General features: G+C 61.0%; 12 protein-coding genes. 8 read left to right on the top strand and 4 right to left on the bottom strand.

Annotated elements, in window-relative coordinates; genetic code table 11:
• Positions 1–26: 26 nt before the first annotated feature.
• Positions 27–983: a 2-hydroxyacid dehydrogenase gene (locus HFO71_RS24410; protein WP_221977694.1), complete on the top strand. Its 957-nt coding sequence runs from the start codon at positions 27–29 to the stop codon at positions 981–983.
• Between the two features lie 44 nt (positions 984–1027).
• Here the strand turns inward: HFO71_RS24410 and HFO71_RS24405 are convergent, their stop codons facing one another.
• A complete protein-coding gene (locus HFO71_RS24405) occupies positions 1028–1807 on the bottom strand; it encodes a gamma-glutamyl-gamma-aminobutyrate hydrolase family protein (protein ID WP_221950039.1) in 780 nt (259 codons plus the stop codon).
• Between the two features lie 293 nt (positions 1808–2100).
• Between HFO71_RS24405 and HFO71_RS24400 the strand changes: the two genes are divergently transcribed.
• Positions 2101–3207: a TRAP transporter substrate-binding protein gene (locus HFO71_RS24400; protein WP_003552852.1), complete on the top strand. Its 1107-nt coding sequence runs from the start codon at positions 2101–2103 to the stop codon at positions 3205–3207.
• A 79-nt stretch (positions 3208–3286) separates the two neighbouring features.
• Here HFO71_RS24400 and HFO71_RS24395 read toward each other — a convergent pair whose 3' ends face one another.
• Both HFO71_RS24395 and HFO71_RS24390 read right to left on the bottom strand, forming a co-directional pair.
• Positions 3287–4783, bottom strand: a complete 1497-nt coding sequence (locus tag HFO71_RS24395; protein ID WP_221968308.1) for a TRAP transporter large permease — start codon at positions 4781–4783, stop codon at positions 3287–3289.
• 21 nt (positions 4784–4804) lie between these two features.
• On the bottom strand, positions 4805–5344 hold the full coding sequence (locus tag HFO71_RS24390) for a TRAP transporter small permease subunit (RefSeq protein ID WP_077979469.1): 540 nt from the start codon (positions 5342–5344) through the stop codon (positions 4805–4807).
• A 329-nt stretch (positions 5345–5673) separates the two neighbouring features.
• Between HFO71_RS24390 and HFO71_RS24385 the strand changes: the two genes are divergently transcribed.
• The 6 genes from HFO71_RS24385 (at position 5674) to HFO71_RS24360 (ending at position 12470) form a co-directional block, all read left to right on the top strand.
• The gene (locus tag HFO71_RS24385; RefSeq protein WP_072640546.1) at positions 5674–7977 is read left to right on the top strand and encodes a putative bifunctional diguanylate cyclase/phosphodiesterase; all 2304 of its coding nucleotides are present in this window, start codon (positions 5674–5676) and stop codon (positions 7975–7977) included.
• Between the two features lie 146 nt (positions 7978–8123).
• The gene (locus tag HFO71_RS24380; protein WP_168286686.1) at positions 8124–8876 is read left to right on the top strand and encodes an N-acyl amino acid synthase FeeM domain-containing protein; all 753 of its coding nucleotides are present in this window, start codon (positions 8124–8126) and stop codon (positions 8874–8876) included.
• 266 nt (positions 8877–9142) lie between these two features.
• Positions 9143–9367 (top strand): aa3-type cytochrome c oxidase subunit IV, encoded by a 225-nt coding sequence (locus HFO71_RS24375; protein WP_017962129.1) that lies wholly within the window; start codon positions 9143–9145, stop codon positions 9365–9367.
• A 154-nt stretch (positions 9368–9521) separates the two neighbouring features.
• The gene (locus tag HFO71_RS24370) at positions 9522–10670 is read left to right on the top strand and encodes a Re/Si-specific NAD(P)(+) transhydrogenase subunit alpha (protein ID WP_221968310.1); all 1149 of its coding nucleotides are present in this window, start codon (positions 9522–9524) and stop codon (positions 10668–10670) included.
• A complete protein-coding gene (locus tag HFO71_RS24365; protein ID WP_221968311.1) occupies positions 10670–11068 on the top strand; it encodes a proton-translocating transhydrogenase family protein in 399 nt (132 codons plus the stop codon). Before HFO71_RS24370 ends, HFO71_RS24365 begins: the two co-directional genes overlap by 1 nt.
• Before the next feature lie 7 nt (positions 11069–11075).
• Entirely contained in the window at positions 11076–12470 is a 1395-nt protein-coding gene (locus HFO71_RS24360; protein WP_017962127.1) for an NAD(P)(+) transhydrogenase (Re/Si-specific) subunit beta, read from the top strand.
• An 81-nt stretch (positions 12471–12551) separates the two neighbouring features.
• Here the strand turns inward: HFO71_RS24360 and HFO71_RS24355 are convergent, their stop codons facing one another.
• Positions 12552–13034 carry a DUF992 domain-containing protein gene (locus HFO71_RS24355; RefSeq protein ID WP_131644626.1) on the bottom strand — a complete coding sequence of 161 codons (483 nt, stop codon included), beginning with the start codon at positions 13032–13034 and terminating at the stop codon, positions 12552–12554.
• Between the last annotated feature and the right edge of the window lie 59 nt (positions 13035–13093).

Below are 13093 nucleotides of genomic sequence, written 5' to 3'. Positions count from 1 at the left end.
TCGACCGCCATCCAAGAGGAAAAGCCATGTCCCGCATCGCCATTCTCGTTCCTGGGAAGATACACGAGCGTGTTCTCGACAGGTTGAAGGATCGTTTTGAGATTATCGCCGTCCCGCGCGAGGAGAAGCTTGCGCTCGACGGCGAGATCGCCGGCCGCATCCGCGGCGTCGCCGTATCTGGTTCCTTCCCGGGCGCTTGGATGGACCAGCTGCCGCATGTCGAGGTGGTCGCCAATTTCGGTGTCGGTTATGACGGCATCGACGTGAAACATGCCGCCGAAAAAGGCATTGTCGTCACCAATACGCCTGATGTGCTGAACGATGAGGTCGCCGATACGGCGATCGGCCTGCTGCTGAACACGGTCCGCGAGTTGCCGCGGGCCGAAGCCTGGCTGCGTGCCGGCAACTGGAAGCCGGGAACGGCCTATCCGCTATCGCGTTTCTCGCTGAAGGGCCGGCATGTCGGGCTTTACGGCCTTGGCCGCATCGGGCTCGAAATTGCCAAGCGGCTGGAGCCGTTCAAGGTGAAGATCAGTTATCACACACGTTCGCGCCATGCCGATGTGTCCTACGACTATCACCCGACGCTGAAGGGGTTGGCGAATGCTGTGGATACGCTGATTGCCATCGTTCCGAAGACGCCGCAGACGCACAAGACGATCGATGCCGATATTCTGGCAGCACTCGGCCCTGACGGTATTCTTGTCAATGTCGGCCGCGGCTGGACGGTGGACGAGGAGGCGCTGAGTGCAGCGCTTGCTTCCGGCGCGCTCGGTGCTGCCGGTCTCGACGTCTTCTATGAAGAGCCGACCGTGCCGGCCAACCTGCTGGAACCGACCAATGCCGTGCTGCTGCCACACGTCGCCTCCGCGTCCGTGCCGACACGCAATGCAATGGCCGATCTCGTCGCCGACAACCTCATTGCCTGGTTCGAGAAGGGTGGGGCGCTGACGCCGGTGCCGGAGACGCCGCAGAAGGATTAGGCGCGGGTTGGCTCCGCGGGCGATGCTTGGCCGGCGCCGCGCCGTCAGGCGATCGCCTGCGCGGGGATCATCGGCAGCTTGGCGGCGGCATAGCTGCGGACGGCGTCGCCGAAAGCGGCGAACAGCTGGTTCGAAGACTTGTCGGTTTCAGCCCAATATTCCGGATGCCATTGCACGCCGACGGCAAAGGCCTTGGCGTCGATGACGGAAACGGCCTCCACCGTGCCGTCCTCGGCGATGGCTTCCACCTGCAGGCGTGGGGCGGTTCTGGCGATTGCCTGGCGATGCAGGGAATTCACGCGGATCTCGCCCGGACCGAGAATGCCTGCGATGCAGGAGCCTTCCTTGACGTGGACGGTCTGGCGAATGGCGTACATGCCGTCCCGGTCGACGTCTTCCGGCCGGCGGTGGTCCCAGATGCCGGGTTGCTCGTGGATCTCGCTTGCCAGCGAGCCGCCGAGGGCGACGTTCAGCTCCTGGAGGCCGCGGCAGATGGCAAGCAGCGGGATGGTGCGATCGATGGCGCGGCGGATGAGCGGCAGGCTGGTAGCGTCGCGGGCGGGGTCGAAGGGGCCGTGCTTGTCACTCACCTCGGCACCGTAGAGCGAGGGATGAACATTGCTGGCCGAGCCGGACACCAGCAGACCGTCGACGCGGTCGAGGATCGCATCGGTATCGTAGCCTTCCTCGAAGGCCGGGATCATGAAGGCCATGACGCCGGCGGCATTCAACGCGGCACGCAGATATTGATGCTGTACGGCATGCCAGGTAGCGCCGTCGAAGCTGCGGATATCGGCAGGAATGGCAACGATCGGTTTCGTCATATCAGCCCCGGTGAAATCTTTGTGCTTGCCGTTTCTGCCGCCAGAACGACCATCAAGTCAACGCTTGGCTGCGTGAGGTGGCCAAATTGCGGCGGAAGCGGTACGGAGGCTCTCCGGTTTGCGGCTAAGCCGCTGATTTTGATGGGCGCCTGGGGGCCGCCTTATTGCCGTCTTGATGCCAAAGGCTAATAGACTAAAGCTTGAATCGCGGCCCCCGCCATGCTTAGGTTTGCCCTTACTGCAGGTAGGGGTGAAGATCGCCCGCGCAGTACCATCTATACGGGAGGTTTTTGATGGATCGTCGTTCGTTTTTCAAGAAGGCGGGAACCGCCGGCGCCGGTGCGGTTGCCGCAACGGCATTGGCAGCGCCTGCGATCGCGCAGGAGAATCCGAAGATCGCGTGGCGCATGACGTCGTCGTTTCCGAAGAGCTTGGATACGATCTATGGTGGAGCCGAGGATATCGCCAAGCATGTTGCCGCCGCGACGGATGGCAATTTCACGATCCAGCCTTTTGCGGCCGGTGAAATCGTGCCGGGCCTGCAGGCCGTCGATGCCGTTGCCGCCGGCACGGTCGAGGCAGCCCATACCACCTCCTATTATTTCGTCGGCAAGGACCCGACCTATGCCATTGGAACGGCCATTCCATTCGGGCTGAACAGCCGTCTGACCAATGCCTGGTACTATGAAGGCAACGGCAACAAGCTGATGAACGAGTTTTATGCCACGCAGGGCATGTATGCCCTGCCGGCCGGCAATACCGGTGCGCAGATGGGCGGCTGGTTCCGCAAGGAAATCAACACGCTCGATGACCTCAAGGGCGTCAAGATGCGCATTGCCGGCCTTGCCGGCCGCGTCATGGAGAAGGTCGGCGTCATCCCGCAGCAGATCGCCGGCGGCGACATCTATCCGGCGTTGGAAAAAGGCACGATCGATGCGGCGGAATTCGTCGGCCCCTATGACGACCTGAAGCTCGGCTTCCACAAGGTGGCAAAGTACTACTATTATCCGGGCTGGTGGGAAGGTGGCCCGACGGTGCATGGATTCTTCAATCTCGAAAAGTGGAGCAGCCTGCCCAAGCATTATCAGGCAGCGCTGACCGACGCCTGCGCCTTTGCCAACACCAACATGCTGGCGAAGTACGACACGAAGAACCCAACCGCGCTGAAGCAGCTCGTCGCGGAGGGCGCGACGCTGCGCCCGTTCAGCCAGGAGATCATGGAAGCCTGCTTCCAGGCAGCCACGGGCATCTACAGCGAAATCTCGGGCACGAACCAGTATTTCAAGAAGATTTACGACGACCAGACCGCCTTCAAGCGGGACGCCTATCTCTGGATGCAGCTGTCGGAATACACCTTCGATACGTTCATGATGATTCAGCAACGGGCCGGAAAGCTTTAAGCTCTCCGCCGTCGACGCTTCAGACGAGCGCAATATCAAAACCCCGGATATCCATCCGGGGTTTTTGCTTTTTGCTGGACTATTTGGCCGGTGGCGGCGGTGCTCCCGGCAGGCCGTTCAGCGGCGGCAGGGTCAGGCCTGGGATCTGCGGCGAGCCATTGCCGCCGCCGCCGCCCATCGGCGGCAGGCCGAGCTGGCCGCCGAAGCCCGGGACTTCGATCTTGATCGAGTTCGGGTCGACCTTCGGGCCGTGATCCAGCCAATAGGTGACCGATTGCGGCCAGAAGATAACGATCGCCACCAGGATCAGCTGCATACCGACCCAGGGAAGAGCCCCCATGTAAATATCCGAGGTCTTGACGTCCTTGCTGGCGATCGAGCGCAGGTAGAAGAGTGCGAAGCCGAAGGGCGGATGCATGAAGCTCGTCTGCATGTTGACGCAGATCAGGACGCCGAACCAGATCAGGTCGATGCCGAGACTGGAGGCGACCGGTGCGAGCATCGGGATGACGATGAAGGCGATCTCGAAGAAATCGAGGAAGAAGGCGAGCACGAAGATGAAGATGTTGACGAAGATCAGGAAACCGACCGGCCCGCCGGGAATGCCCGACAGCATGTGCTCGATCCAGCGCGAGCCGTCCATGCCCTGGAAGACCAGGCTGAAACAGGTGGAGCCGATCAGGATCATCACCACCATGGATGTGATGTGCGTGGTCGATGACATGGCTTCGCGGATCAGCGGCCAGGTGAGGCGGCGATTCATGGCGGCAAGCACAATGGCGCCGACGACGCCGAGCGCGCCTGCTTCCGTCGGCGTTGCAAGGCCCATGAAGATCGTGCCGAGCACCAGGAAGATCAGCACGATCGAGGGGACCATGCCCATCAGCACCCTCACGAGCAGAGCCCAGTTGAAATCGCCGCGCACCTCTTTCGGCAGCGGCGGCATCGATTTCGGCCGGATAATCGACATCACCAGGATGAAGAGCACGAAGATCGTCACCTGCAGGATTGAGGGGCCGATCGCGCCGAGATACATGTCGCCGACCGACCTGCCGAGCTGATCGGCGAGAACGACGAGCACGAGCGAAGGCGGGATCACCTGTGTGATCGTGCCCGAGGCGGCGATGACGCCGGTGGCAAGGCGCGGGTTGTAGCCGTAGCGCAACATGATCGGCAGCGAGATCATCCCCATGGTGATGACCGAGGCAGCCACCGTGCCGGTGATCGCGCCGAGAACGGCGCCGACGAGGATGACGGCATAGGCGAGGCCCCCGGGTATGCCGCCAAAGAGCTTGCCGGTGCCCTCGAGCAGGTCCTCGGCTAATCCGCAGCGCTCCAGCACCGCGCCCATGAAGGTGAAGAAGGGAATGGCGAGCAAGAGATCGTTGGAAAGGATGCCGAAGAAGCGTAGCGGCAGAGCCTGCAGGAAGACCTCGCCGAAATGGCCGGTGAAGATGCCGATGATGGCGAAAAACAAGCCGACGGCGGCGAGCGAGAAGGCGACCGGAAAGCCGTAGAGCATGAAAATGATCATGCCCAGGAACATGGCCGGCGGGATGATGCCGAAATCAAACAAATCCGTGTCTCCCAGCCCGCGTTACTGCAGCGGCTTTTCGTATTTCGTATCGATGCTGAGATAGCCGGTGAGCGCTGCGATCCGCTTGACCAGTTCCGAGACGCCCTGAAGGGACAGCAACGCGAAGCCGGCGACGAGGATCAGCTTGACGGGCCAGCGGATCAGCCCGCCGGCATTGCCCGATATTTCCCCCTGGTGGTAGGAGAGCGCGAAGAAGGGCCAGCACAGCCAGGTGAGATAGACGCATGCGGGAAGGAGGAAGACGATGAGGCCGACGATGTCGATCCAGATCTTCGCCTTGTCGGAAACCGAACCATAGATCAGATCGACGCGGACATGTTCATTGTTGCGCAACGCATGCGAGGCACCGAGCATGACGACGAAGGCGAAGAGATACCACTGGATCTCCAGCCAGCCGTTCGAACTGTAGTTGAAGGCATAACGGACGATGGCGTTACCGGCGCTGATCAGACAGCAGAACAGCACCATATATTCGGAAAGTTTGCCCATGAACTGACTGATCGAATCGATCAGCCGGCTTGCGGCCAGAAGTACCGACATTCGCCTCCCCTTATTCTTGTCCCGCCGGTTTTCCGGCAGCTTTTCTCTCTTGCAATCGATGTAGACCACGGCCTTTGAAATTGGAAGGATAAATGCCTCGCGTTGGAGTATAGTCTTAAGTGCGCAGGTAGGATCATATGGCCGTCGAATATTTCAACAACCCAGGCGTGGATAAATTATTTCAGTAATCTCGCCGGTAGGCTGCATTAACTCGCGTAGGCTGTGCGGTTCATCCTGTGGTTTTAGAAAATTTGACCAAATGTTTGATTCCATTGAAATCAATTTTTAAAGGGTTGGGCTTAGAATTCCCGCGCACAGGGAAAGTGTGGATGAAGCCAGATAACCCGAACAGGGTCCCAATAGATGTGTATCTGTCGTTTGTGAGTTCCCTCTCCGGGAATCGCATGACGCTTCTTGTTGGCGTGATTGTACATGTTGCGACGTGCCTTGCCGTGGCTGCCAAGACACAATACTCCATCTACATCCTGCTGTCGGTCGCCTTCCTTCTGGTCTTCGGCGCTCGCATGGCCATCTTCCGGCAGTTCGATCGTGTCGACAAGCAGAGCCTGTCGCACGCCGGAATCGAACGGTGGGAGCGGATTCTCGTTGCCAGTGGAGCCTGCACCACGGCGCTCCTCGGCATCGCCAGCGGCTACGCCATCTTCGTCGTGCGCGATTCCTTTGCGGAGCTTGCCTGCATTTCCGTCACCATGGCAACCATGGTTTCCGTCGTCGGCCGCAACTACGGTTCGCGCTTCGCAGTCGACCTCCAGACGTTCTTCTGCTGCCTGCCCATGATCGTCTGCAGCCTGCTGGTGCTAGATTTCTATCGCGGCGTTCTGTCGATCTTCCTCATTCCTTTCTGGCTGACGACGCGGGCCATGGCGAACGGCGTGCGCGAGTTTCTCTATGAGAACGTCATTGCGCGCCGGGAAATCACCATCATTGCCGACCGTTTCGATACGGCTCTCAACAACATGCCGCACGGCCTCGTCATGGTCGATGCCGAAAACCGCATCCAGGTGGTCAATCGCAAGGCCTGCGAGCTTCTGAAGATCGGTGCGCCGGAGCGGCTGAAGGACCGCGACCTCGGCGCCGTGCTGCGCTACGGCGCGCGCTACAGCTTCATGGATGCCTCGCAACCGGAGCTCATCCTGCGCCAGCTCACCCAGGTCGCCGAGGGCAGCCTGTCGCGCACGCTCATTCATTTTCCCGAGAGCCTGTCGCTCGAATTCTCCGCCAGCCGCAGGGCCGACGGTGGCGCCGTGCTGATCTTCGAGGACGTGTCAAGCCGGGTGAAGGCGGAGCAGAAGATCCTGCACATGGTGCGCTTCGACGCGCTGACCGGCCTGCCCAACCGGCAATATTTCGGCCAGTTGGTGCAGGAGTATTTTGCCAAGTATCCGAAGAAGAACGGGCCGCTCGGCTTCATGGTGCTCGATATCGACGAGTTCAAACATGTCAACGACATGCGCGGCCATGTGACCGGCGACCATCTGCTCTGCGCTATCGCCGCCCGCATCAAACAGGCTTCCGGTAATGCCATCCTCGGCCGGCTGATGGGCGATCAGTTCATTCTGTTCTTCCCGCGTGCGAAGGAGCAGGTCTCGCTCGACCGCGAAATCCGCCGCGTTCATGCCGCGATCCAGGGTAACTACGAGGTCGACGAAGTGACTTTTCTCGTTTCGCTCAGCGCCGGCTACGCGATTCTCGAAAGCGACGCGTTCGCGATGGACGAATGGAGCGTCAAGGCGGATCTTGCCCTGTTCGAAAGCAAGTCGCGCTTCAAGGGCGGCATCTCAGGATTCGAGCGGGAGATGGACGGCCGCTATATCGAGCAACAGAAGCTGAAGGCGGATCTGCGCGATGCGGTCTCGGCGCAGGCGCTGCATCTCGTCTTCCAGCCGATGTTCCGGGCCGACGGCTCGCGGATCGAATGTGCCGAGGCCTTGGCCCGCTGGGTGCATCCGGAGAGGGGCTCGATCCCCCCCGATGTCTTCATCCGGCTCGCCGAAGATATGGGCATCATCTCCGACATCACCCGCTTCGTGCTGTTCAAGGCGTGCAGCGAATGCATGAACTGGCCGGAACACATCGCCGTTTCGGTCAACCTTTCGGCGCGGGATCTGCGCGATGCCGACATCCTTTCAGTGGTTGCCGAGGCGCTTGCCCATTCCGGCCTCGCCGCGGCACGACTGCATCTCGAAGTCACCGAGAGCTGCCTGATCGACGAGCCGGCGGCGGTGCGCGCCATCCTGGCGGAGCTCAGGTCCCGCGGCATCACCATTGCCATCGACGATTTCGGCACCGGTTTCTCCAGCCTCAGCTATCTCGACACGCTGCCGCTTGATATCGTCAAGATCGACCGGTCCTTCGTGCGCAACATCGTCGAGGATGCGCGCCGCCTCAAGCTCTTGCGCGGCACAGTCAATCTCGCCCGCGAACTGGGCCTGAAGATTGTCATCGAGGGCGTCGAGACCGAGGAGCAGTTGGCGCTGCTCAACAAGCACCGCAGCGCCGATCTCGTGCAGGGTTACGTCTTCTCGCGGCCGGTGCCTTCCCAGAACATCACGCTGCTACAAGAGGGCATCGGCCGCCGCACCGTCCAGCGCCGTCGCAACAAGGTCGCCTGAGCCGCCTGCAAGTGACTGGTTATCCCAGCTTAAAATCTTGCGCGCCGTTAACCTTAATAGTTTAAATTCAACCCAAATTTTCACATTTTCTTGCCTATATATCGGCGGCGTATGATTAATGATCCGTTAACGAGCGGATCGAGAGAATGTCAGACACACTTTTTACGCGTAGCGATTTCAGCAGGAAAATCCTTGAAATTCTAGATCACGTCGAATATCGCCGGGTCGAAAGCAGTGAAGACATGGAGGACGTGGAGCGGCTGCGCTACAAGGCCTACAAAGCCCACGACGCGCTGTCGCTTGCCCCGGAAGGTTTATTGGACGATGTCGATTTCGACAGGCATGCCTATATCTTCGGTCTCTATTATTATGGCGAACTGGTCAGTACGATCCGAATTCACTATGTGACGCCGGAGCATCGTATCAGCCGGTCAGGAGAGGCCTTTCCCGAGGCGATGGATGAGCTTTTGGACGCCGGGCTGACCTTGATCGATCCGGCGCGTTTCGCGGCCGATCCGGAGCTCACCGCCGATCTGCCGTGGGTTCCCTATCTGACGCTGAGACCCGCCATCGTTGCGGCAGCGTATTTCCGAGCTGACCGCGTTATTCAGTCCGTCCGGCCTCCGCATGCCGCCTTCTACAAGCGGGTCTTCTATGCCGATACCATCGTGCCCGGCCGACTGGCGGAGAGTTACGGGGTTGACGTGACGCTGATGGCGACGAATGTGATCGAGGTCGGACGCAAGCTGCTGACGCGCTATCCCTTCTTCATCTCCAGCGCCAGCGAGCAGCGTATGATGTTTTCGCGCACTCCGAACGACACGCTACCGCCGCTCACCATCATTCCGACGGCGCGTTTCGTGCCGCCAGGCGAACTTGGCACCGATCTGCCGCTGTGATTTCCCTTTCTCCGCGATAGAGAGGCGATGCCGTCAGGGCAGATGAGGCGTGGACGACAGGCGAAAACCGCATCTGTCGCCGGACCTCCTTTCATCCGACCGTTGAGGTCGTCTTCTTGTCCGGATGAGGTCGCTGCGAGGCGCGCCTGCGGCATTCTCATGCATTGCGCTTTCGCCTGTCATTGTGTAATTCCTGCAGGAAGGGATTTCCCTCGCTCAGGCTAGGGAATCAAGCAGCGCAGAGGCATTTCAGGGAGACGATATTTATGGCCGAACATCATACCGGACCGGTCGAGACCGGCGCGCCGATGGATTACAAAGAACATGAAAAGACCTACGACATGTTCGTCGCCAGCGCGAAATACGGCTCGATGCTTCTCATTGTCCTCCTGCTTGCGATGACCGCCGGTTTCTTCGGCGGCGCCGGCCTTCTCGGCGGTCTCTTCGTCTTTATCATTCTACTCGCTGCCGGCATCTTCCTGCTCCGCTGATCGCGTAGATTCAGAGGGTCAGAGCGCCCTTTGTGCGTCCGAAAGAACGCACGGCGTTCTGAGGGGAGGAGAGCTTCTCCGAAGCTTTTGAATGAGATGCTTGGCCCGCGCAGGGAAGCCTGCGGCGGTCTGGCTGACCCGGAGGAGGGGGCAGTTGGGCAATATCGTTTTCGTTGCAAGGGAAAACACGGGCGAGGAGACGCGCGTCGCCGCCTCCGCTGAGACCGTTAAGAAGATGAAGAGTTTCGGCTTCGACGTCGTCGTCGAAGCCGGTGCCGGTGCGGCTTCGCGCATTCCGGACGGGGAGTTCGAGGCCGCCGGCGCCAGGATCGGCAGTTTTGCAGATGCAGCCTCCGCCGACGTGGTGCTGAAGGTGCGCCGTCCCAGCGGATCGGAAATCTCCGGCTATAAAAGCGGCGCCGTGGTCATCGCCATCATGGACCCCTACGGCAACGACGAAGCGATCGCGGCTCTGGCAAGTGCCGGGCTTTCGGCTTTCGCGATGGAACTGATGCCGCGCATTACCCGCGCCCAGTCCATGGACGTGCTGTCGTCCCAGGCCAATCTCGCCGGTTACCAAGCCGTCATCGAGGCGGCGGCGGTCTATGACCGGGCCATGCCGATGATGATGACGGCGGCCGGCACTGTGCCGGCTGCCAAGATCTTCGTCATGGGCGCGGGCGTCGCCGGTCTTCAGGCGATTGCGACTGCGCGTCGCCTGGGTGCTGCGGTCTCGGCCACCGACGTTCGCCCTGCCGCCAAGGAGCAGGTCGCCTCACTCGGTGCCAAGTTCATCGCCGTCGAGGACGAGGAATTCAAGGCGGCGGAAACGGCCGGCGGCTATGCCAAGGAAATGTCCGCTGACTATCAGGCAAAACAAGCTGCTCTGGTTGCCGAACACATCGCCAAGCAGGATATCGTCATCACCACTGCGCTGATCGCCGGCCGTGCGGCGCCGCGGCTCGTTTCGCGCGCCATGCTCGCCTCGATGAAATCAGGAGCTGTCGCCGTCGACCTTGCGGTCGAGCGCGGCGGCAATATCGACGGCGTTGTCCCCGGCGAGATCGCCGATGTCGAAGGCGTCAGGGTGATCGGTTTCGCCAACATGCCGGGCCGGGTGGCGGCCAGTGCCTCGGCGCTCTACGCCAAGAACCTCGTCACCTTCCTCGAGACCATGGTCAACAAGGAAAGCCGGAACGTCGTCGTCAATCTCGACGACGAGCTCGTCAAGGCGACGATGCTAACCTATGCCGGCGACGTCGTTCATCCCGCCTTCGGCGGCGCGAAGAAGGGAGACATCTGATGGCCAGTGAAGCAATGGACAGAGCGCTGGAGCAGCTCGACCAGGCGGTGTCCGCCGTCATCACGGCGGCGGCCCAGGCACCGGAAGCGGCAAGTGCTGCGACCGGCGGGGCGATCGATCCTTTCGTCTTCCAGCTCGCCATCTTCGTATTGTCGATCTTCGTCGGCTATTACGTCGTGTGGTCGGTGACGCCGGCACTGCATACGCCGCTGATGGCCGTCACCAATGCGATCTCCTCCGTCATCGTCGTCGGCGCGCTTCTGGCGGTCGGCATCTCGACCAGCGGGCTTGCGACCGGCTTCGGCTTCGTCGCCCTCGTGCTCGTCTCGGTCAACATCTTCGGCGGTTTCCTCGTCACGCAGCGGATGCTTTCGATGTACCGCAAGAAGGACCGGTGAGAGACCGATGACCAATATCGCAGCCTTCCTCTACCTCGTCTCCGGCGTGCTCTTCATCCTGGCGCTGCGCGGCCTGTCGCATCCGGCCACCAGCCGCAAGGGCAATCTCTACGGCATGATCGGCATGGGGATCGCGATCCTGACGACGCTGGTGCTGGCGACGCCTGACTTCGGCGGCTTCGTGCTGATCGTCCTTGGTCTTGCCATCGGCGGCAGCGTCGGCGCCTATGTCGCCCGCACCATCCCCATGACCTCGATGCCGCAGCTCGTCGCCGGTTTCCACTCGCTGGTCGGCCTTGCCGCCGTGCTGGTCGCGGCCTCTGCGCTCTACACGCCTGCTTCCTTCGGCATCGGCGAGATCGGTCACATCCACACCGAGGCGCGCGTCGAGATGGCGCTCGGCGTTGCGATCGGGGCGCTGACCTTCACCGGCTCGATCATCGCCTTTCTGAAGCTTGACGGACGCATGTCCGGCAAGCCGATCCTGCTGCCCTACCGGCATGTGATCAATGCGAGCCTGCTGGTGCTGATCGTGCTCTTCATTATCGGGCTTGCCGCCACCGAGAGTCATTTCGACTTCTGGGCCGTCGTCGCGCTGTCGCTGGCGCTCGGCGTTCTGCTGATCGTGCCGATTGGTGGGGCCGATATGCCGGTCGTCGTCTCGATGCTGAACTCCTATTCGGGCTGGGCCGCGGCCGGCATCGGCTTCACGCTCGGCAATCTGGCGCTGATCATCACGGGCGCGCTCGTCGGTTCCTCCGGCGCGATCCTCTCCTACATCATGTGTAAGGGCATGAACCGCTCCTTCGTTTCCGTCATCCTCGGAGGTTTCGGCGGTGAGACGGCGTCCGGCGGACCCGACACATCAGACAGGACGGTCAAGCTCGGCTCGGCCGAGGATGCGGCTTATCTGATGGCGAACGCATCGAAGGTCATTATCGTGCCGGGATACGGCATGGCGGTCGCCCAGGCCCAGCATGCGTTGCGCGAACTCGCCGATAATCTCAAGAAGAACGGCGTCGAAGTGAAATATGCAATCCATCCGGTCGCAGGCCGTATGCCCGGCCACATGAACGTGTTGCTCGCCGAAGCGAATGTTTCCTATGACGAGGTTTTCGAGCTCGAGGACATCAACTCGGAATTCGCCCAGGCCGACGTCGCCTATGTCATCGGCGCCAATGACGTCACCAATCCGGCGGCGCGCGACGACAAGACCTCGCCGATCTACGGCATGCCGATCCTCGACGTCGACCGGGCGAAAACCTGCCTCTTCGTCAAGCGGTCGCTCGGTTCGGGTTATGCCGGTATCGACAATACGCTGTTCTATAAGGACGGTACGATGATGCTGCTCGGCGACGCGAAAAAGATGACCGAGGATATCAACAAGGCGCTCGCACATTGATCGATGCAGCCGCCCTTCGGCGGCTGTTTGATTATGCAAGCAGGCAACTGCTGTCTGACTTGGCCGACATAGCTGCTTTCGTCAGGTCTCGCCCGGCACGAGCGTCATCTTTTCGACGCCGATTGCCAGGTTCAGGCCTTCCTGAGCCTGGACGTTCAGTGGCTGCAGCATGAATGCCTTATCGGTGCCGCCGGCGATGACCTTGGCGCCGGCGCCTGCACCGATGCTCGCGTCGGCCCCGATCCCGTAATATTCGCCCGCAAGGGCGAACTGCGGGATATCCGTGCCGGTCTTCGCCAGCACCTGCCAGATCATGACGCTCTTGCCGGTCTGGCCGATATCGAGGCCGAATTTCTCAATTTTGCCGGCATAGACCGCCTTGGCACCGCCGGCCGCCGGTGTATAGGTGCAGATAAGGTTCTTCTGCGAGGTGACGATCAGACCCTGACCGCCATCCGATCCGCAGACCAGACGGCCAAGCGTGACATAATTTTCCGCGCCCGCCGGGCTCGCCCAGGCAACGGCTGTCAACGCCGCGGCTGCGATCATCGTTTGCTTGAACATGGTCTTTCTCCTTTGGAACGACCTGTCCGAAACGGGTGGAGGTAGCGATTGTTCCGGGA

It is taken from the genome of Rhizobium laguerreae, assembly GCF_019778565.1.
Lineage (GTDB): Bacteria > Pseudomonadota > Alphaproteobacteria > Rhizobiales > Rhizobiaceae > Rhizobium > Rhizobium laguerreae.
Note: the sequence above shows the minus strand (reverse complement) of the source record. Positions and strands in the feature narration are given on the sequence as shown.

Coding starts and splice junctions, on each gene's coding strand:
- HFO71_RS24390 (WP_077979469.1), bottom strand. CDS start 5,344: ATGTCGGTACTTCTGGCCGCAAGCCGGCTGATCGATTCGATCAGTCAG.
- HFO71_RS24365 (WP_221968311.1), top strand. CDS start 10,670: ATGGCCAGTGAAGCAATGGACAGAGCGCTGGAGCAGCTCGACCAGGCG.
- HFO71_RS24405 (WP_221950039.1), bottom strand. CDS start 1,807: ATGACGAAACCGATCGTTGCCATTCCTGCCGATATCCGCAGCTTCGAC.
- HFO71_RS24410 (WP_221977694.1), top strand. CDS start 27: ATGTCCCGCATCGCCATTCTCGTTCCTGGGAAGATACACGAGCGTGTT.
- HFO71_RS24360 (WP_017962127.1), top strand. CDS start 11,076: ATGACCAATATCGCAGCCTTCCTCTACCTCGTCTCCGGCGTGCTCTTC.
- HFO71_RS24400 (WP_003552852.1), top strand. CDS start 2,101: ATGGATCGTCGTTCGTTTTTCAAGAAGGCGGGAACCGCCGGCGCCGGT.
- HFO71_RS24355 (WP_131644626.1), bottom strand. CDS start 13,034: ATGTTCAAGCAAACGATGATCGCAGCCGCGGCGTTGACAGCCGTTGCC.
- HFO71_RS24385 (WP_072640546.1), top strand. CDS start 5,674: ATGAAGCCAGATAACCCGAACAGGGTCCCAATAGATGTGTATCTGTCG.
- HFO71_RS24380 (WP_168286686.1), top strand. CDS start 8,124: ATGTCAGACACACTTTTTACGCGTAGCGATTTCAGCAGGAAAATCCTT.
- HFO71_RS24375 (WP_017962129.1), top strand. CDS start 9,143: ATGGCCGAACATCATACCGGACCGGTCGAGACCGGCGCGCCGATGGAT.